We start from the raw sequence: 18973 nt of genomic DNA, 5'->3' as shown, positions 1-18973 counted from the left end.
GGATGCTAGCCCCGGCCGATCGTCGTTCTTATCTGGCGCGCGGGTGCGCCCCGGCCCACACTTCGCGCAGCGCGCTGACCGTCACCAGCGTGTAGATCTGCGTGGTGGTGACCGATGCGTGGCCAAGGAGTTCCTGCACGACGCGCACGTCGGCGCCGCCTTCGAGCAGGTGCGTGGCGAACGAGTGGCGCAGCGTGTGCGGCGAGACCGCGGCCGTGATGCCGGCCCGCTCGGCGGAGTCCTGCAGCACCTGCCACGCACTCTGCCGCGACAACCGGCCGCCGCGCGCGTTCAGGAAGATCGCGGGCGTGCCCTTGCCGCGGCGTGCCAGGTCGGGCCGGCCCCGCACCAGGTACGCGTCCAGCGCGGTGACGGCGGGCCGGCCGATGGGAACCAGCCGCTGCTTGCCGCCCTTGCCGTGCAGCATCACCGACCGGGACTCGGTGTCGACGTCGTCGCGATCGAGACCGACCGCCTCGGAGATGCGCGCCCCGGTCGAATACAGCAGTTCCAGCAGCGCCCGGTTACGCAGGGTCAGCGGGTTGTCGGCGTCGCTGTCGCCGCCCGCGCCGTCCAAGAGCGCGACGACGTCGTCGTAGCTGAGGCTCTTGGGCAGCCGTCGGCCCGGTGTCGGTGGCTTCACACCGCGCGCGACGTCTGTGTCGGCGAGGCCTTCGGCGGCGGCGAACTTGTGCAGCCCGCGCACCGCGATGACGGCCCGCGCGGCCGAGACCGACGACAACGCGACGACACCGTTGTCCGGATCGCCCTGACGCAGCGCGACGAGGAACTCGCTGACGTCGGTCTCGGTGACGGCGCCCAGGTCGTCGATACCGCGGCCGGCCAGATGGGCGGTGTACCGCCGGATGTCACGCCGGTACGAACTCAGCGTGTTGGCCGCGACGCCCCGCTCGATGCTGAGGTGGTTCAGGTAGCCCTGGACCTGCTCCTCGAGCCGCGAACGGACCCCCGCCGTCCTCATCAGTCCTGTTCCCGCCGGGTGCGCAGTGCCGACGGGCGGTCGACCCAGGGCGCGTCGAGCGGCCGCAGCTCGGCCGGCCGGTGGGCGGCGGCCAGAATCCCTGCCACCGCAAGGGCGTTGACGATCTCGCCGTCGAACACCATCCGTACGGCATCGGCCAGCGGCACCCGCTTGACCACGAGGTCGGCTTCTTCGTCGTGCGCGTGCGGCCGGCCGATCTCGGTCAGCCCGGTGGCCAGGAAGATCCGCACGCTCTCGTCGCTGAATCCGGGCGCCGAGTCGACGTCGAGCAGCAGCTGCCAGTGTTCGGCGGCCAGGCCGGTTTCCTCTTCGAGTTCGCGCGCCGCGGTGACGTGCGGCGGCTCGTCGCCCATGTCCAGCAGCCCGGCGGGCAGCTCCCACAGCCGCCGCCCGATCGGGTGCCGGTATTGGTACACCAGTACCAGGTTCCCGTCGTCATCGAGCGCGACGACCGCGACCGCCCCGTAGTGCTCGACCACCTCACGCCGCGCCGAGCCACCACCGGGCATCGCGACCTCATCGGCCCGCAACGCGAAAATCTTTCCTACATATACGGTTTCGCTCGAAAGCGTGGCGAAATCGTGGTCAGCCACGGGATTCTTGCAGCTGCTCGGCATCCTCGTCCGAACCCTCCGCATGCGATCCGTTGCCGTGCACCTCGGAGTCGATCTCCTCGAGCGGCAGGCGTTCGGCCGCCTTGTAGTCCAGCGACGCTCCGATGAACGACGCGAACAGCGGGTGCGGACGCGTCGGGCGGCTCTTGAGCTCCGGGTGCGCCTGCGTGCCGACCAGGAACGGGTGCAGCTCGGCGTCGTACTCGACGAACTCGACCAGCTGGCCGTCCGGCGACGTGCCGGAGAACTTCAGCCCGCTCTCGGAGATGCGGTCGCGGTAGGCGTTGTTGACCTCGTAGCGGTGCCGGTGGCGTTCGGAGACCTCGGTCGCGTCGTAGGCCTTGGCCACGATCGAATCCGGCTGCAGCACGGCCGGATACGCACCGAGGCGCATGGTGCCGCCGAGGTCGGCCTCACCGGCCACCGCGTCGAGCTGGTCGGCCATGGTGGCGATCACCGGGTCGGGTGTGTGCTCGTCGAACTCCGCCGAGTTGGCGCCGCTGATGCCGACGGACCGCGCGGCCTCGATGACGATGCACTGCAACCCGAGGCACAGGCCCAGCAGCGGCAGCCGCTGACGACGGGCATAACTGATGGCGCCGAGCTTGCCCTCGATACCGCGGATGCCGAAGCCACCCGGGATCAGCACGCCGTGCACGTCGCCGAGTGCGGCGGCCGCGCCCTGCTCGGTCTCGCAGTCATCCGAGGCGACCCAGCGGATCTCGACCTTCGAGTGGTGGGCGAACCCGCCGGCACGCAGTGCCTCGGCCACCGACAGGTACGCGTCGGACAGGTCGATGTACTTGCCCACCAAGGCGATTCGCACCGTCTCCTTGGGCTCGTGTACCCGGCGCAGCAGGTCGTCCCACTCCGACCAGTCCACGTCGCGGAACGGCAGGTTGAGCCGGCGCACCACGTAGGCGTCGAGCTCCTCGCGGTGCAGCACCTTGGGGATGTCGTAGATCGACGGGGCGTCCGGCGTCGAGATGACGCCGTCGATGTCGACGTCACACATCAGCGCGATCTTGTTCTTCAGCGGCTCCGGCACATCGCGGTCACAGCGCAGGATCAGCGCGTCCGGCGTGATACCGATGCTGCGCAGCGCGGCCACCGAGTGCTGGGTGGGCTTGGTCTTCAACTCGCCCGACGGGGCCAGGTACGGCACCAGTGACACGTGCAGGAAGAAGACGTTCTCCCGGCCGACATCGTGGCGGACCTGGCGGGCCGCCTCCAGGAACGGCTGCGACTCGATATCACCTACGGTGCCGCCGATTTCGGTGATGACCACGTCGGGGCGCTTGCCCTTGGCGTCGGGCAGCGCCATCTCGAGGATTCGGCTCTTGATCTCGTCGGTGATGTGCGGGATCACCTGGACGGTGTCGCCGAGGTAGTCGCCGCGACGCTCCTTGGCGATGACCTCGGAGTACACCTGGCCGGTGGTGACGTTCGCCGACCGCGACAGGTTGCGGTCCAGGAAGCGCTCGTAGTGGCCGATGTCCAGGTCGGTCTCGGCGCCGTCCTCGGTGACGAACACTTCGCCGTGCTGGAACGGGTTCATGGTGCCGGGGTCGACGTTGAGGTACGGGTCCAGCTTCTGCATCGTCACGTGCAATCCACGCGCGGTGAGCAATTGGCCAAGACTGCTGGCGGTCAGACCCTTACCGAGCGAGGAAGCTACCCCGCCGCTGACAAAAATGTGCTTCGTCGCGGCCTGTGGGTGCCTGCGTAGCGATGCCAAGAACGACCTCCGTGGTGATGGGGCAACGTAGCGGTTGAGCTACCTGGGGCCTGCCGACCCACGGAATTTCACCCTATCACCGACCGGCCCGAGCTGGGACTGACGCGCCGGTGACGGTCGCCACGGCTCGCGCGGTGGCGCGTTACTGCAGGACGGTCACCGAGCTGGCGCCGCGACCGATACCGAGCTGTGCCGGATGACCGCCGGCGATGAGTTGCTGCAGCGACAGGACCGTGGTGATCCGGCCGGCCTGGCTGTTGACGTCGTCGACAGTGCCGACCGCGCCCGACAGCCCGGCATCCGAGCGCACGACGGCAACGGCCGCGGTGCCCGACGCGCAGCCGTCCCGGCCCGCCACCAACGTGCCCGCGCCGTGCGGCGCCAGGCCCGCGGCCAGGCGGGCCACCGTGGCCCCGCGGTTGCCGGCGTCGTCGCCCAACGCACCGCCGGTGACGATCAGTGCGCTGTCGGCGACCCCGATGCGCTGCGTGCCGTAGGTGACGAACCCGGTGTCACGCAGCGTCGCGAGCACGGTGTCGCGCTGCATGTCGTCGACGGGCAGGACGGCCGGGTTGCGGTCCCGCAGCAGCGTGATGCCCAGCAGGTCACCGGCCTGGGAGCCCTGGTCGACGGTCCGGGTGCTCAGCTGGCGTCCGGCCGGCACGATCGGCGAGTTCACCACCGACAGCAGCTTCTCCGAAGCGTTGGCGTCCACGAACTGCTGGGTCAGCGCGATGGTCCCAGTGACCGAACCCCCCGCGGCCGCAATCAGTTTCGCGGCCGCGTCGACGTCGTCGGTGGCGGCGTCCGGGGTGCGGAACAGCACGACGGATTTCCCCGCCAGCGCGTCGCGCACCATGCGCGGCGACATCTGGGCATCGAACTCGCCTGCCGCACTGAGCTTCTGGTTCAGTGCGTTCTTCTCGTCGGTGAGGCTGTTGATCTGGTTCTGCAACTCGTGTTTGTCGTCACGAAGTCCGGACAGCAGCGTGTTGGACAGCAGACCGGAACCGAGCATCACCCCGATGGCCAGCGCCAGGAACACCGCGGCCAGTGAGATCGCATGCGAGCGTAGGGAAATCATCGTCCGGCTAGCTCACCAAGCCCTGGGCCCACAGCAGGAAGCGGTTCCAGTAGTCGGTCACCAGGTGCAGGACGGTGGCGTCGGCGCGCGCGACGTACAGCGCGACGATGACGGCCACCAGCATCGCCAGGACCAGGAGCGCGATGGCGCCGCCGGAGACCCGGCTGCGGTACAGCGTCGCAACGGCTTTCGCGTCGACCAGCTTCTCCCCCACCTTCAGTCGCGTGAGGAACGTCGACGGGGTGCTGGACTGCCGCGTGCGGTCGAAGAACTCTTCGATGTTGGCGCGGTGTCCGGCGGTGACGATCAGCGCGGCGCCGTGGTGGTCGACGAGCAGCAGCGCCAGGTCGGCGGCCGAGCCGGCAGCCGGGAAGGTCATGGCACCGACGCCGAGATCCTGAATGCGCTCAAGGCCTTTGGCGTGGCCGTCGGCGTCGGCCGGCAGCACCACCTGGGCGCCGGACCGCAGCACGTCGGCGCTCATCTCCTCGGGATCGCCGACGATCAACGCGGGCCGGTAGCCGGCCTTGCGCAGCGTGTCCGCACCGGCGCCGACGCCGACGAGCACCGGCTGGTACTCCTTGATGAAGGGCTTGATGGCCTTCAGGTCGCCCTCGGCGCTGGGGTCGTCGGTCACGACCACGACGTGCCGGCGGTTGACGTCGACGTCGATGTCCGGGATGCCCATTCCGTCGATCAGCAGCGGGCTCTCGCTGCGGATGAACTCGATGGTGTTGCCAGCGAAGGCCTCCAGATGCGCGACGAGGCCGCTCTTGGCCTCGTGCATCATCTCGTGGATCTGCTCGTCGTTGCGCTCGTTACCGAGGACCAGACGGCGGTCGCCGTTGTAGATGCCGCCGTTGTGCAGCCGCACCTTGGCGCCGTCCTTGACCTTCTTGAAGACCTCGGGGCCGGTTTCGTCGATCAACGTAACCCCGTTGGCGACAAGCACTTCCGGCCCCAGGTTCGGGTAGCGGCCGGAGATCGACGACGATGCGTTCACCACGGCGGCGACCTCGGCCTCCACCAGTGCGTCGGCGGTGATGCGGTCGAGGTCGAGCGCATCGAGGATGACGATGTCCCCCGGACCGACGCGGCGCAGCAGGCGGTCGATGTCGCGGTCAACGCGGGCGGTTCCAGTCACGCCCGGCTTCGGTCCGGCATTTCGGGTGAGCAGCGCTGCCATCTTCATGCGTCGATTCTGTCGATGAACCCTCAAGTAGAGGTGGAGGCGCGCCGTAACAACAGCCTCAGAAGTTTTCTTTTGTCACATCCGTAACAGCCGAATGGTCTCAATCTCGCTTCGCCGCATAGTGCCGAGCGGCCTTCGCGCGGTTGCCGCACGTGGTCATCGAATGCCAGCGCCGGGTGCCGTTCTTCGATGCGTCGTAGAACCACAGGACGCAATGCGGGTGCGCGCACTGCTTGATGCGGCCGGCAGATTCCGCCAGCAGGTGCAGCAGGTTGTCGGCCGCGAGCCAACCGGGCAGCCATTCGGATCGGGACACGTCCACGTCGTCGTGCGGCCCGGACTCGGCGAGCGAACGACGGATGCGGCCGTGGTCCAGGACGGCGTTCAGCTCGTCGGCCGAGCTGTCGGTGACCACCTGCAGGATCGCTTCCCGCGCCCGCACCAGCGCCGCGCGGGTCTTTTCATCGGATTCGCAACGATCATCGAGATCGTTGGCCACCAACCAACATCGGAGTCCTGCCACGTCGGCCAGGAGATCCTGAGGTCCCTCCGCCGACATCCACCGGGTGTTCAGCAGATCCAGCGCGAGGGGTTCGCCGACATGCGGGCGCGGATCACGCATAGCTGAGATTAACCGCCTCTCCTGCATCGACAGCCTCCCGGCAGTCCACTAACCATCTATTTTCATTTTGGTGGTTGACACCTTGTGCCTCCGATTCTAACCTTCAAATGTCAGATCAACAGTTATAACGGAGGAACCGATGACCACCGCCATCACGCCCAAGCTCGCCCCCGGCCACGTCGGGCTCAACGTCACCGACCTGTCGCGATCCGTCGACTTCTACCGTCGCGCCTTGGGTTTCGAACAACTCGGTATCAGTGACGAAGGCGATCACCGCTTCGCCTTCCTGGGTTCCGAGGGCACCCTGCGGCTGACCTTGTGGCAGCAGAGCGACGGCGCGTTCTCCACCCGCAGCCCCGGCCTGCACCATCTGTCGTTCCAGGTCGACACCATCGAGCAGGTTCAGACCGTGGAAGCCGCGCTCAAAGAGCTGGGCGTGACGTTCGCCCACGATGGCGTGGTGGCACACGGCGAGGGCGCGGCATCGGGCGGCATCTTCTTCACCGACCCCGACGGCATCCGCCTGGAGATCTACGCTCCGGGCGGCGCCGAGACCGCACCGGCACCGAACGGCGCCGCCCCCACCTGCGGATTCTTCTGAGCCGCGCCATGACTGCCTACCACGCCGGTGAGCTGGAAGTGCAGCGGCGCATGGGCCAGGCGGAGATCGCTGTCCGCGTCGGCCGGATGATCCGTACGGAGATTCCGGCCGCCGCGGCGGCTTTCCTGGCCGAGCAGCCGATGGTCGTGCTCGCCGCGACCGACGAGGAGGGACGGATGTGGGCCAGTTTGGTCACCGGCCATGCCGGGTTCGTGCACGCCGACGATGACCACACCATCGCGGTCGACGCCCTGCCGGTGCCGGGCGATCCGCTGCACGATGTCGTACGCCGGCCGGACCAACACGTCGGGATGATCGCGATCGAACCGCAGACCCGCCGCCGCATGCGGGTCAACGGCGTCGCCCAACCGACCGATGACGGGCTCCGCATCCACCCCGACCAGGTGTACTCGAACTGCCCGAAGTACATCTCGCGCCGGTACATCGACGGTGTCGCCGAGGAGACACATCGGCCGGACGTCCGCCACGCCGACGTCCTCGATGAGCGCCTGCAGCAGATCGTCACCCGGTCCGACACCTTCTTCATCGGGTCGGCCGATCCCGACGGCAACGCCGATGCCTCGCATCGCGGCGGCAATCCCGGCTTCCTGCAGGTGCTTTCGCCGAACCGGCTGCGCTGGCCCGACTACCGCGGCAATTCGATGTTCATGACGCTCGGCAACATCAGCGCCAACCCGCGCTGTGGACTGCTGATCCCGGACTGGCAGACCGGAACCACCCTGCAGCTCACCGGTACCGCCGAGATCATCTGGGACGAGGGCCCGCAGTGTTCAGTGGAATTCACCGTGGCTGAGGTGATCGAGCTGACCGACGTCAGCCCGCTGCGGTGGGGTCAGGCCGAGCTCTCGCCCGCCAACCCCGCCTGACATTACGGCGTCGCGTGCTCCTGCTGCGCGGCCTCGAGCAGCTCGCGGGCGTGCGCGCGACCACTGTCGGTGTCGCCGAGTCCGGCCAGCATGCGGGCCAACTCGGCGACCCGGTCGTCGTCCTCGAGGCGGACCACGCGGCTCGACTTCGGGCCGCTCTCCACGACCAGGTGCACGTCGCCGTAGGCCGCGACCTGCGGCAGGTGCGTCACGACGATGACCTGGTGGGTACGGGCCAGCCGGGCCAGGCGCTTGCCGATCTGCACGGCGGCGCGGCCACCGACGCCGGCGTCGACCTCGTCGAACACCATCGTGGTGCCTTCGGCGGACGCCGACAGCACGACTTCGAGCGCCAGCATCACGCGCGACAACTCACCACCGGACGCACTCTTGGCCAGCGGCAGCACGTCCGAACCACTGTGCGGCGTGAAACCGAACTCGACGGCGTCGACGCCGTCGTGGCCGGCATGCACAGCGGTGCCGTCCGGCAGGGTCAGCGGCGCGCTGTCGTCGGCACGTGCCTCCAGCGGCGACACCGTGATGCTGAATCCGGCGCCACCCATCGCCAGTCCCGCGAGTTCAGCGGTCACCGCCTTCGCCAAGGACTTCGACGCCTTGGTGCGCGCCTTGGTGACCTCGGCGGCGGCCAGCACCACCTTGTCGTGGCGTTCGTCGACCTGCTTCTGCAGTTCGGCGAGGGCCTCTTCCGAGACGTCGAGCTGCGACAGCCGCTGCCGGGCGTCGGCCGCCCACTGCAACACCCCGTCGATGTCGGCGGCGTACTTACGGGTGAGGTTGCGCAGCTCCGCCTGGCGCGCCAGCTTCGATTCCAAAGTGCTTGCGTCGCTGGGCAACTCGGAAAGGTAATCGCCGAGTTCGCCGGACACGTCACCGATCACCGCGAGTGCCTCACCCAGCCGGTCGCCGAGGGCGCGCAGCACGGAGTCATCCGTCGCCGACAACACCGACTTGGCCTGCGCCGCCGCATCGAGTGCCGAGGTGGCGTCATCCACGGGACCGTCACCCAGTTCCCCGGACAGCGCCGCGCGGGCCGTCTGCGCGGCGTCCCGCAGCGCGTCCAGCTCGGACAACCGGCGGATGTCGGCCACCAATGCGTCGTCCTCGCCGGCTTCCGGCGCCACCGCGTCGATCTCCCCCAGCCCGAACTGCAGCCGGTCGGCCTCCATGGCGAGGTCCCGCGCACGGTTGCGCCGGTCGATCAAATCCCTGCGGGCGGTGAGCCATTCATCGCGCAGCTTGCGGTACTTGGCCAGCAGCCCCGTCACGTCGACGTAGCGATCCAGGGCGCCGCGCTGCTCGTCGGGGCGCATCAGGCGCAGCTGGTCGTTCTGCCCATGCAGGGCAAGCAGTTCCGTGGTGAACGTCGCCAGCGACTTCGCCGGCACACTGCGGCCACCCAGGTACGCGCGCGACGGCCCGTCCTTGCTCACCGACCGCGCGGCGATGACGCTGCCGTCGTCGTCGCGGTCCGCGCCGGAGGCCTCCAGGATCTCGTCGACCCGCTCGGACACCCCGTCGCCGAGTTCGGTTGTGGTGAAACGGCCTTCGACGACGGCGCGGGCCGAACCCGAACGCACCCGGCTGGGATCGGCGCGTGCGCCACCCAGCAGATGCAGGCTGGTGACCACCATGGTCTTACCGGTACCGGTTTCGCCGGTCAGCACAGTCAGGCCACGACCGAACTCGGCAGTGGCCGCACTGATGGCGCCCAGCGCCTCGATGCGAATCTCGGTCAGCATTACTGGCCGCGCCACCCTTTCACCGGCAACCGGAATTTGCGCACCAGACGGTCAGAGAACGGGGCGCTGTCGAGTCGTACCCATTTCAGCGAGACTTCGCAGCGGGTGACCTCCAGCCGGCCACCGGCCGGGACCACCATCTGACGACGGCCGTCGCAGAACACCATGGCGTCATTGTTGCCTGCTTCGACCTCGATCGCGATCGATGCGTCCGGGCTGGTCACCATGGGGCGGGCGAACAGGGCGTGAGCGTTGTTGGGTACCACCAGGATTGCTTCGAGATCCGGCCACAGAATCGGGCCGCCCGCGGAGAAGGCATAGGCGGTGGATCCGGTGGGGGCCGACACCAGCACACCGTCGCAGCCGAACGCCGAGACCGGACGGCCGTCGACCTCCAGCACGACGTTCAGCACACCGAACCGGCTGCTCTTCTCGAGGCTGGCTTCGTTGAGCGCCCAGCCACGCTGCACGATCTCGCCGTCGACGCGAACCCCGATGTCGAGCGTCATGCGCTCTTCGACCCGGTAGTCCTTGTTGATGATGCGCTCGAGCACGTGATCGATGGCCTCGGCCTCGGCTTCCGCCAGGAACCCGATGTGTCCGAGGTTCACCCCGACCACGGGGATTTCGGCATTGCGGGCCAGCTCGGCCGCCCGCAGGAAGGTGCCGTCCCCGCCGAGCACCAGGACCAGTTCACAGCCCTCGGCGGCGTGGCTGTCGGGATCGACGACCGTGATGTCGACGCCCATTGCCCTCATGTGGTCCGGCGCCAGGTGCAGAGCCCCCCGGTCGACGGCCTCGGCTGCGAGCACGCGCAAACCGATTCCGTTGTCGCCCAGTACTTTTTCGACACGGGTTGCGGTTTCGGTGGCTTCGTCGCGGCCGGTGTGGATCACCAGCAGGACGGTGCGTTCGCGCGTCACTGCGGCCCCTCGGCGACCGCGCGGCCGACGGCTGCGACGAGGGCGTCGCCCTCCAGCGGTTCATCGGTGGTGGTCCGCAGTCGCAGGAAGTACTCGACGTTGCCCGACGGGCCGGGCAATGGGCTGGCGGTGACATCGACCGCATGCCAGCCGAGTTCAGCGGCGCGCCGTGCGACCGTCAGCACCGCATCGGCGCGCAGTTCCGGGTCGGAAACCACACCACCGGCTCCGACTCGATCCTTGCCCACCTCGAACTGCGGCTTCACCATGGGAACGATATCGGCTAGGTCCGACGCACATGCGGTCAGTGCCGGTAGGACGGTGGCCAGCGAGATGAACGACAGGTCGGCCACCACCAGGTCGACCGGACCGCCGATGGCCTCGGCCGTCAGCTCCCGTACGTTCGTCCGCTCCATCACGATGACGCGATCATCGGACCGCAGCGACCAGGCCAATTGGCCGTAGCCGACGTCGGCCGCGACGATCTCGCGCGCTCCGCGGTCCAGCAATACCTCGGTGAATCCGCCGGTGGACGCGCCGGCGTCCAGGCAGCGCCGTCCCTCGGGTGAGACGCCGAACGCGTCAAGGGCACCGATCAGCTTGTGCGCGCCACGGGACACCCAGCTGCGCTCGGTGGATTCGGCGACCAGGAGATTGGCCGCGGGCGTGACGGCCGTCGATGCTTTCGATGCCCGCATGCCGTCGATCGTCACGCGGCCGGCCTCGATCAGTTCGGCCGCTTGTTGGCGAGAACGGGCCAGCCCCCGCCGGACGAGTTCAGCATCAACACGTGCGCGTCGCGTCACGTGCGATCACCCCTTCTCGACCGATTCCAGCGCCCGGACCAGCAGATTGTGGGCGTGGTCCAAACCCGCCGCGACAGCCTCGAGGTCCGGCGTCTCATCACCTTCACCCGATAGATCCGGGAGGTGGGACAGCAGGACCGCGATGTCTTCGCGGATCTGGTCAGGATCGGTACTCATAGCGATGTTCACGCTAGCGGATCGGTGCCGTCGAGCAGCGACCACCGATCCAATGCCGCGCGTGCCGTGTCGTCACCTGCCGTGATCCGTACCCGACCGTTGGTAGCGGCCCAGACCGCGTCGGCGGTGGCGCGGACCACCGACAAATCATCGTCGGCAGCCTCTCCGGTGGCGCGTACGACGACGTCGTTGCCCGATGTCTCCACCTGCCACGCGGGGTGCGGCCCGATCCGCAACGTCTCCGCAGCAGCGTCCAGCGAGCGCAGGTCGGGCGCCAGGTAGTCGGGGCGCTCGGCGGGGATGGCGTGCACCATGTCGGCGGCGCTGTTCACCCCGGTCAGCACCATCAGGCTCGGCAGGCCGGCGGCATTCGCCCCCGCGATATCGGTGTCGAGCCGGTCTCCCACGACCAACGGGGCCTGATACTGGCCGCGGGCCAGGGCATCGTTCATCAACGTCGGCTGCGGCTTACCGGCGACCTGCGGCACCTGTTCGGTGGCGGTCTGCAGTGCGGCGACCATCGAGCCGTTGCCCGGCAGCAGTCCCCGCTCCGACGGCAGCGTCTTGTCGCTGTTCGCCGCCACCCAGAGGCCACCGGCCCGAATGGTGAGCGCCGCTTCGGCGAGGTCGGCCCACCCGGTCTGAGGTGAATGCCCCTGGACCACCGCGACCGGCTCGTCGGTGAACTGCCGCACCGGCTGCAGACCGACATTGGCGACCTCGGCTGCCAGCGCCTCAGTACCGATGACCAGCACCTTGGCGCCTGCGGGCAGCTGCAGCGCCAGCAGGTGCGCAGCGCTCTGGGCGCTGGTCACCACATCATCGGCATGCGCGGAGAAACCGAGCGCATCGAGGTGGTCGGCCACCTCGGCCGGGCTTCGCGACGCATTGTTGGTCACGTAAAGCTTGCGGGACGTGACCGCGGCAAGGGCGTCGACGGCGCCTTCGGTGGCCTCATGACCACGGAAGACGGTGCCGTCGAGATCCAGGAGCAGGCAGTCGTGCAGCTGAGCCAGCGTCGTCACGTCAGCCCAATTCGGCGACGCGGTCCTCGGCGTCCGTGACGCCTTCCAGGTCCGCGGCTGCCGCATGCAGGAACCACTGGAGTGCGTCGTTCGTACGATCGAGGGCCAGCAGCGTCTCGGCATATACGTAGAACAGGCGAGCTGCCGTCTGGCCGGTCCGGGTGGAATCGAGCGGCGGGTTCGACAGCAGCGCCAATGCCTGCGCCGGCTGGCCGAGGTCGCAGCGCGCACCGGCCAGCACGATCTTCAGTTCGTCGGCGTCGTCACCGGTGAGCTGTTCAGCTTCGGGGCTGCGGCCAAGCTCGATGGCGCGCTCCGGACGGCCGATGCCGCGCTCGCAGTCGGCGATGAGGGCCAGCAGCGGAGACTTGCTCCCCATCCGTCGTGCGGCACGCAGCTCGGAGAGGGCCTGGGCCCAGTCACCACAGTGGTACGCCGCGATGCCGACGGCCTCTCGGATCGCCGCGATGCGCGACGCGCGGTTGCGCGCGGCACGTGCATGCTCGAGAGCGGCTTCCGGGTCTTCTTCCAGCAGATCGCCGGCCATGACGAGGTGCTTGGCCACGTAGTCCGCGGTCGCCTTGTCGAGGGTCGTCAGCTCGCGACGTACCTCGGGCGAGAGCTGCTTGGCTTCGACGTCGTCGGGCAGCCTGGGACCAGCCGGACGATCCGACGTCGCCGCGGCGTCGCGGGAGTGCGGTGGCCGGCCGTTCCGATCTGAACCGGGGCGTCTGGGTGCCTGCGCGCGGTCACGCTGAGGCCGCTGCCCCCGTCGTGCGTCGCCGTCGTCTCTGCGCGAGGGGCGACGATCGCCGCCCTGCCTGTTGTCGACCACTGGAACCTTTCCTACGAAATCTCAGGTCAGAATACGGCCCGACCTGTCACTGGCCGAACTTTGCTCGTGAAACTCGCCCTCCGAGCGCCGGCGGCGAAGCTATCGAGCACCGGCCCGGGGCCCATTTCCGAGCCGAGAAATGGAAATTCCTCAAATAGAATCACCCCCCACATAAATGTGGGGGGTGATTCCTAATTTGTGTTCGGCGGTGTCCTACTTTTCCGCCCGTGCAGGGCAGTATCATCGGCGCTGGCAGGCTTAGCTTCCGGGTTCGGGATGGGACCGGGCGTTTCCCTGCCGCTGTTGCCGCCGTAACTCTATTCATTTTACGCCTCCACCAGCCTGTTGGCACCTTTGGGGGTGTTATTTGGTGGTGGGGTGTGGTCTGTTTGATTCTTTTTGTGGTGTGGTTGCGGGCACGGTTGATGTGCAATGTTGTGCGTCTTGTTTACACACATGGGTTTTTTGGGTGTGTGTAAGTTTTCGGCCGGTTAGTGCCAGTTCCCTAAACCCATTGCTGGGTGTGCAGGTCTGGTCTATCGATCCCGTGGTCTGCGGGGGGCCTTATCCCTCTAAAAGGGTGAGAAACCTGGTCTTGGAAGAGGTTTCCCGCTTAGATGCTTTCAGCGGTTATCCTGTCCGAACGTAGCTATCCAGCGGTGCCCCTGGTGGGACAACTGGTAGACCAGAGGTTCGTCCGTCCCGGTCCTCTCGTACTAGGGACAGGTTTCCTCAAGTTTCTGACGCGCGCGGCGGATAGAGACCGAACTGTCTCACGACGTTCTAAACCCAGCTCGCGTGCCGCTTTAATGGGCGAACAGCCCAACCCTTGGGACCTGCTCCAGCCCCAGGATGCGACGAGCCGACATCGAGGTGCCAAACCATCCCGTCGATATGGACTCTTGGGGAAGATCAGCCTGTTATCCCCGGGGTACCTTTTATCCGTTGAGCGACACCCCTTCCACTCGGGGGTGCCGGATCACTAGTCCCGACTTTCGTCCCTGCTCGACTTGTAGGTCTCGCAGTCAAGCTCCCTTGTGCACTTACACTCAACACCTGATTGCCGTCCAGGTTGAGGGAACCTTTGGGCGCCTCCGTTACATTTTAGGAGGCAACCGCCCCAGTTAAACTACCCACCAGGCACTGTCCCTGGACCGGATATACGGTCCGAGGTTAGAAGCCCAATACGATCAGAGTGGTATTTCAACAACGACTCCACACACACTGGCGTGTGCGCTTCACAGTCTCCCACCTATCCTACACAAACCGTACCGAACTCCAATACCAAGTTGTAGTGAAGGTCCCGGGGTCTTTTCGTCCTGCCGCGCGTAACGAGCATCTTTACTCGTAGTGCAATTTCGCCGAGTCTATGGTTGAGACAGTTGAGAAGTCGTTACGCCATTCGTGCAGGTCGGAACTTACCCGACAAGGAATTTCGCTACCTTAGGATGGTTATAGTTACCACCGCCGTTTACTGGGGCTTAAATTCTCCGCTTCACCCCCGAAGGAGTTAACAGGTCCTCTTAACCTTCCAGCACCGGGCAGGCGTCAGTCCGTATACATCGTCTTGCGACTTCGCACGGACCTGTGTTTTTAGTAAACAGTCGCTTCTCACTGGTTTGTGCCACCCCCTCCCGCTACCCACCGCAAGGGTGTTGACGGTATGGAGGTCCCCCTTCTCCCGAAGTTACGGGGGCATTTTGCCGAGTTCCTTAACCATAGTTAACTCGTACGCCTTAGTATTCTCTACCTGACCACCTGTGTTGGTTTGGGGTACGGGCCATGTGTGCACTCGCTAGAGGCTTTTCTTGGCAGCATAGGATCACCGAATTCGCCTCACTCGGCTATGCATCACCTCTCAGACACATGAACGACGGATTTGCCTATCGTTCGTCCTACAGGCTTACCCCGGTATTACCACTGACCGGTACGGCTACCTTCCTGCGTCACCCCATCGCTTGACTACTACCCACCAGGGTCCCACGCAGCCGGCAACACGTGATCCCCGAAAGGATCATCACGTGCCATTTGGATGGTTAGCACAATGGATTCATCACGGACGCACACACACGGGTACGGGAATATCAACCCGTTGTCCATCGACTACGCCTGTCGGCCTCGCCTTAGGTCCCGACTCACCCTGGGCGGACTGGCCTGCCCCAGGAACCCTTGGTCTTTCGGCGGGCAAGGTTCTCACTTGCCTATTCGCTACTCATGCCTGCATTCTCACTCCCACACCCTCCACAACTCGATCACTCGGCTGCTTCACCGGATGCAGGACGCTCCCCTACCCATCCTTGCGGATGCCGCGACTTCGGCGGTGTGCTTGAGCCCCGCTACATTATCGGCGCACAATCACTTGACCAGTGAGCTATTACGCACTCTTTCAAGGGTGGCTGCTTCTAAGCCAACCTCCTGGTTGTCTTCGCGACTGCACATCCTTTTCCACTTAGCACACGCTTAGGGGCCTTAGTCGGCGATCTGGGCTGTTTCCCTCTCGACGCACGGAGCTTATCCCCCGCCGTCTCACTGCCACGCTTTTGTCTTACCGGCATTCGGAGTTTGGCTGACGTCAGTAACCTGGTGAGGCCCATCGGCCATCCAGTAGCTCTACCTCCGGCAAGAAACACGCAACGCTGCACCTAAATGCATTTCGGGGAGAACCAGCTATCACGGAGTTTGATTGGCCTTTCACCCCTACCCACAGCTCATCCCCTCAGTCTTCAACCTAAGTGGGTTCGGGCCTCCACGCGGTCTTACCCGCGCTTCACCCTGGCCATGGGTAGATCACTCCGCTTCGGGTCCAGAACATGCCACTACACCACTTGCGTGGATACGCCCTATTCAGACTCGCTTTCGCTACGGCTACCCCCCACGGGTTAACCTCGCGACATGTCCCTGACTCGCAGGCTCATTCTTCAAAAGGCACGCCATCACCCCACGTAAACGAGGGCTCTGACGGATTGTAGGCACACGGTTTCAGGTACTATTTCACTCCCCTCCCGGGGTACTTTTCACCATTCCCTCACGGTACTAATCCGCTATCGGTCATCAGAAGGTATTTAGGCTTACCGAGTGGTCTCGGCAGATTCACAGCAGATTTCACGGGCCCGCTGCTACTCGGGAACACCATCAAGGCAGACATCGGGTTTTCACGTACGGGACTCTCACCCTCTACGGCAGGCCATCCCAAGCCACTTCCGTTAACCACGACATTTTCTTACTGCCCTCCAGAGGGATAGCCCTGGAAAGATAGGTCCCACAACCCCGCACACACAACCCCTACCCGGTATCACATGCATACGGTTTAGCCTCATCCGCTTTCGCTCGCCACTACTCACGGAATCACAATTGTTTTCTCTTCCTACGGGTACTGAGATGTTTCACTTCCCCGCGTTACCTCCCACACCCTATATATTCAGGCGTGGGTAACACGACATCACTCGTGCTGGGTTTCCCCATTCGGACATCCTCGGATCAACGCTCGGTTGGCAGCTCCCCGAGGCTTATCGCAGCCTCCTACGTCCTTCATCGGCCTCTGATGCCAAGGCATCCACCATGCGCCCTTAAACACTTACGACACAAAAAACCAATTGAAAACAAGAATCAAAATTGCACATCAACACACCACAGACACATACACCCACGACCGAAGCCGTAGGCGACATATTCTGCGTGCATTAGATGCTCGCAACCACTATCCACGAATCAAACACCACACCCCACCACCAAAACCGGTGAGGCAACAACAACCCCCACCACCCCCAACGGAGCGGTGTCTCCCACCCCGTATGGAGGGGAGCGAACGGGCCTGTTGTCTCAGGACCCAACAGTGTGTCTGGCAATTCTTTACGACCAACGCTTTCCAGCCGGCCGAACGTTTGTTGTCATATGCACCCGCCGGACAAGCCCACTACAGGCGCCGGCGACAATCCCAACCATGAACCCCGGCACGGTTGCCGGCATGGGGGAAACCCTGGATCAGGGCATGTAAATGGTGCTCCTTAGAAAGGAGGTGATCCAGCCGCACCTTCCGGTACGGCTACCTTGTTACGACTTCGTCCCAATCGCCGATCCCACCTTCGACGGCTCCCTCCACAAGGGTTAGGCCACCGGCTTCGGGTGTTACCGACTTTCATGACGTGACGGGCGGTGTGTACAAGGCCCGGGAACGTATTCACCGCAGCGTTGCTGATCTGCGATTACTAGCGACTCCGACTTCACGGGGTCGAGTTGCAGACCCCGATCCGAACTGAGACCGGCTTTGAAAGGATTCGCTCCACCTCACGGCATCGCAGCCCTTTGTACCGGCCATTGTAGCATGTGTGAAGCCCTGGACATAAGGGGCATGATGACTTGACGTCATCCCCACCTTCCTCCGAGTTGACCCCGGCAGTCTCCTACGAGTCCCCGGCATAACCCGCTGGCAACATAGGACAAGGGTTGCGCTCGTTGCGGGACTTAACCCAACATCTCACGACACGAGCTGACGACAGCCATGCACCACCTGCACACAGGCCACAAGGGAACCGACATCTCTGCCGGCGTCCTGTGCATGTCAAACCCAGGTAAGGTTCTTCGCGTTGCATCGAATTAATCCACATGCTCCGCCGCTTGTGCGGGCCCCCGTCAATTCCTTTGAGTTTTAGCCTTGCGGCCGTACTCCCCAGGCGGGGTACTTAATGCGTTAGCTACGGCACGGATCCCAAGGAAGGAACCCACACCTAGTACCCACCGTTTACGGCGTGGACTACCAGGGTATCTAATCCTGTTCGCTCCCCACGCTTTCGCTCCTCAGCGTCAGTTACTGCCCAGAGACCCGCCTTCGCCACCGGTGTTCCTCCTGATATCTGCGCATTCCACCGCTACACCAGGAATTCCAGTCTCCCCTGCAGTACTCTAGTCTGCCCGTATCGCCCGCACGCCCACAGTTAAGCTGTGAGTTTTCACGAACAACGCGACAAACCACCTACGAGCTCTTTACGCCCAGTAATTCCGGACAACGCTCGCACCCTACGTATTACCGCGGCTGCTGGCACGTAGTTGGCCGGTGCTTCTTCTCCAGGTACCGTCACTTGCGCTTCGTCCCTGGTGAAAGAGGTTTACAACCCGAAGGCCGTCATCCCTCACGCGGCGTCGCTGCATCAGGCTTGCGCCCATTGTGCAATATTCCCCACTGCTGCCTCCCGTAGGAGTCTGGGCCGTATCTCAGTCCCAGTGTGGCCGGTCACCCTCTCAGGCCGGCTACCCGTCGTCGCCTTGGTAGGCCATTACCCCACCAACAAGCTGATAGGCCGCGGGCCCATCCCACACCGCAAAAGCTTTCCACCACACACCATGAAGCGCGTGGTCCTATTCGGTATTAGACCCAGTTTCCCAGGCTTATCCCAAAGTGCAGGGCAGATCACCCACGTGTTACTCACCCGTTCGCCACTCGAGTACCCCGAAGGGCCTTTCCGTTCGACTTGCATGTGTTAAGCACGCCGCCAGCGTTCGTCCTGAGCCAGGATCAAACTCTCCAAACAAAAACTCCCCATCCAAAGACAGGGCAGAATCCAGTTCAGAACAATCTGACCTAAACAAAAGACACCAAAAACTGGCATCAAAAAAACAACCACACCCCACAAACGGGAAAACACGAGGTGCAGTCAAAAAACAACAAACAAAAACCACCAAACACACTATTGAGTTCTCAAACAACACGCC

14 protein-coding genes and 3 rRNA genes are annotated in these 18973 nt (G+C 64.9%); 2 read left to right on the top strand and 15 right to left on the bottom strand.

What is annotated here, in order from left to right; translation table 11 throughout:
* Positions 1-28 precede the first annotated feature (28 nt).
* The 6 genes from xerD to H289_RS0106855 form a co-directional block, all read right to left on the bottom strand.
* Complete coding sequence (gene xerD, locus H289_RS0106880) at positions 29-982, bottom strand: site-specific tyrosine recombinase XerD (protein ID WP_020100027.1); 954 nt, start codon at positions 980-982, stop codon at positions 29-31.
* Positions 982-1596, bottom strand: coding sequence for an NUDIX domain-containing protein (locus H289_RS0106875; RefSeq protein ID WP_020100026.1), 615 nt, complete (start codon positions 1594-1596; stop codon positions 982-984). The genes xerD and H289_RS0106875 overlap by 1 nt, the downstream gene beginning before the upstream one ends.
* Positions 1589-3355, bottom strand: coding sequence for a CTP synthase (gene pyrG / locus H289_RS0106870; RefSeq protein ID WP_029104876.1), 1767 nt, complete (start codon positions 3353-3355; stop codon positions 1589-1591). Before pyrG ends, H289_RS0106875 begins: the two co-directional genes overlap by 8 nt.
* 142 nt (positions 3356-3497) lie before the next feature.
* Positions 3498-4439, bottom strand: a complete 942-nt coding sequence (locus tag H289_RS0106865) for a copper transporter (protein ID WP_020100024.1) — start codon at positions 4437-4439, stop codon at positions 3498-3500.
* Between the two features lie 7 nt (positions 4440-4446).
* A complete protein-coding gene (gene steA, locus H289_RS0106860; RefSeq protein ID WP_020100023.1) occupies positions 4447-5631 on the bottom strand; it encodes a putative cytokinetic ring protein SteA in 1185 nt (394 codons plus the stop codon).
* Positions 5632-5731: 100 nt separating this feature from the next.
* A complete protein-coding gene (locus tag H289_RS0106855) occupies positions 5732-6253 on the bottom strand; it encodes a CGNR zinc finger domain-containing protein (RefSeq protein WP_020100022.1) in 522 nt (173 codons plus the stop codon).
* A gap of 139 nt (positions 6254-6392) precedes the next feature.
* Here H289_RS0106855 and H289_RS0106850 point away from each other — a divergent pair, with 139 nt between their 5' ends.
* Both H289_RS0106850 and H289_RS0106845 read left to right on the top strand, forming a co-directional pair.
* A complete protein-coding gene (locus H289_RS0106850; RefSeq protein ID WP_020100021.1) occupies positions 6393-6854 on the top strand; it encodes a VOC family protein in 462 nt (153 codons plus the stop codon).
* 8 nt (positions 6855-6862) lie between these two features.
* Entirely contained in the window at positions 6863-7741 is an 879-nt protein-coding gene (locus H289_RS0106845; protein WP_020100020.1) for a pyridoxamine 5'-phosphate oxidase family protein, read from the top strand.
* A 2-nt stretch (positions 7742-7743) separates the two neighbouring features.
* Here the strand turns inward: H289_RS0106845 and recN are convergent, their stop codons facing one another.
* The 9 genes from recN to H289_RS0106800 all read right to left on the bottom strand — a co-directional run bounded on the left by recN (position 7744) and on the right by H289_RS0106800 (position 18792).
* Entirely contained in the window at positions 7744-9501 is a 1758-nt protein-coding gene (gene recN / locus H289_RS0106840; RefSeq protein ID WP_020100019.1) for a DNA repair protein RecN, read from the bottom strand.
* Positions 9501-10424 carry an NAD kinase gene (locus tag H289_RS0106835; protein WP_020100018.1) on the bottom strand — a complete coding sequence of 308 codons (924 nt, stop codon included), beginning with the start codon at positions 10422-10424 and terminating at the stop codon, positions 9501-9503. Before H289_RS0106835 ends, recN begins: the two co-directional genes overlap by 1 nt.
* On the bottom strand, positions 10421-11230 hold the full coding sequence (locus tag H289_RS0106830) for a TlyA family RNA methyltransferase (RefSeq protein WP_020100017.1): 810 nt from the start codon (positions 11228-11230) through the stop codon (positions 10421-10423). Before H289_RS0106830 ends, H289_RS0106835 begins: the two co-directional genes overlap by 4 nt.
* Positions 11231-11236: 6 nt before the next feature.
* Positions 11237-11407, bottom strand: a complete 171-nt coding sequence (locus H289_RS33340) for a hypothetical protein (protein ID WP_090562517.1) — start codon at positions 11405-11407, stop codon at positions 11237-11239.
* 8 nt (positions 11408-11415) lie between these two features.
* Positions 11416-12432 (bottom strand): HAD-IIA family hydrolase, encoded by a 1017-nt coding sequence (locus H289_RS0106820; RefSeq protein WP_020100015.1) that lies wholly within the window; start codon positions 12430-12432, stop codon positions 11416-11418.
* 1 nt (position 12433) lies between these two features.
* Positions 12434-13267, bottom strand: coding sequence for a tetratricopeptide repeat protein (locus tag H289_RS0106815; RefSeq protein ID WP_020100014.1), 834 nt, complete (start codon positions 13265-13267; stop codon positions 12434-12436).
* Between the two features lie 200 nt (positions 13268-13467).
* Positions 13468-13581, bottom strand: a 5S ribosomal RNA gene (gene rrf, locus H289_RS0106810).
* Positions 13582-13738: 157 nt separating this feature from the next.
* Positions 13739-16847: ribosomal RNA gene (locus H289_RS0106805) — 23S ribosomal RNA — on the bottom strand.
* A 428-nt stretch (positions 16848-17275) separates the two neighbouring features.
* Positions 17276-18792, bottom strand: a 16S ribosomal RNA gene (locus H289_RS0106800).
* Together the 16S, 23S and 5S rRNA genes form the textbook arrangement of a ribosomal RNA operon.
* Between the last annotated feature and the right edge of the window lie 181 nt (positions 18793-18973).

Origin of the sequence: Mycobacterium sp. 360MFTsu5.1 (assembly GCF_000383495.1) — a bacterium.
GTDB lineage: Bacteria > Actinomycetota > Actinomycetes > Mycobacteriales > Mycobacteriaceae > Mycobacterium > Mycobacterium mucogenicum_B.
This window is presented reverse-complemented; position numbering and strand designations above follow the sequence as displayed.

What these genes read in the sequence shown, in the direction of transcription:
- recN (WP_020100019.1), bottom strand. Translation starts at nt 9,501, where the DNA reads ATGCTGACCGAGATTCGCATCGAGGCGCTGGGCGCCATCAGTGCGGCC.
- H289_RS0106845 (WP_020100020.1), top strand. Translation starts at nt 6,863, where the DNA reads ATGACTGCCTACCACGCCGGTGAGCTGGAAGTGCAGCGGCGCATGGGC.
- H289_RS0106850 (WP_020100021.1), top strand. Translation starts at nt 6,393, where the DNA reads ATGACCACCGCCATCACGCCCAAGCTCGCCCCCGGCCACGTCGGGCTC.
- H289_RS33340 (WP_090562517.1), bottom strand. Translation starts at nt 11,407, where the DNA reads ATGAGTACCGATCCTGACCAGATCCGCGAAGACATCGCGGTCCTGCTG.
- steA (WP_020100023.1), bottom strand. Translation starts at nt 5,631, where the DNA reads ATGAAGATGGCAGCGCTGCTCACCCGAAATGCCGGACCGAAGCCGGGC.
- H289_RS0106865 (WP_020100024.1), bottom strand. Translation starts at nt 4,439, where the DNA reads ATGATTTCCCTACGCTCGCATGCGATCTCACTGGCCGCGGTGTTCCTG.
- xerD (WP_020100027.1), bottom strand. Translation starts at nt 982, where the DNA reads ATGAGGACGGCGGGGGTCCGTTCGCGGCTCGAGGAGCAGGTCCAGGGC.
- H289_RS0106855 (WP_020100022.1), bottom strand. Translation starts at nt 6,253, where the DNA reads ATGCGTGATCCGCGCCCGCATGTCGGCGAACCCCTCGCGCTGGATCTG.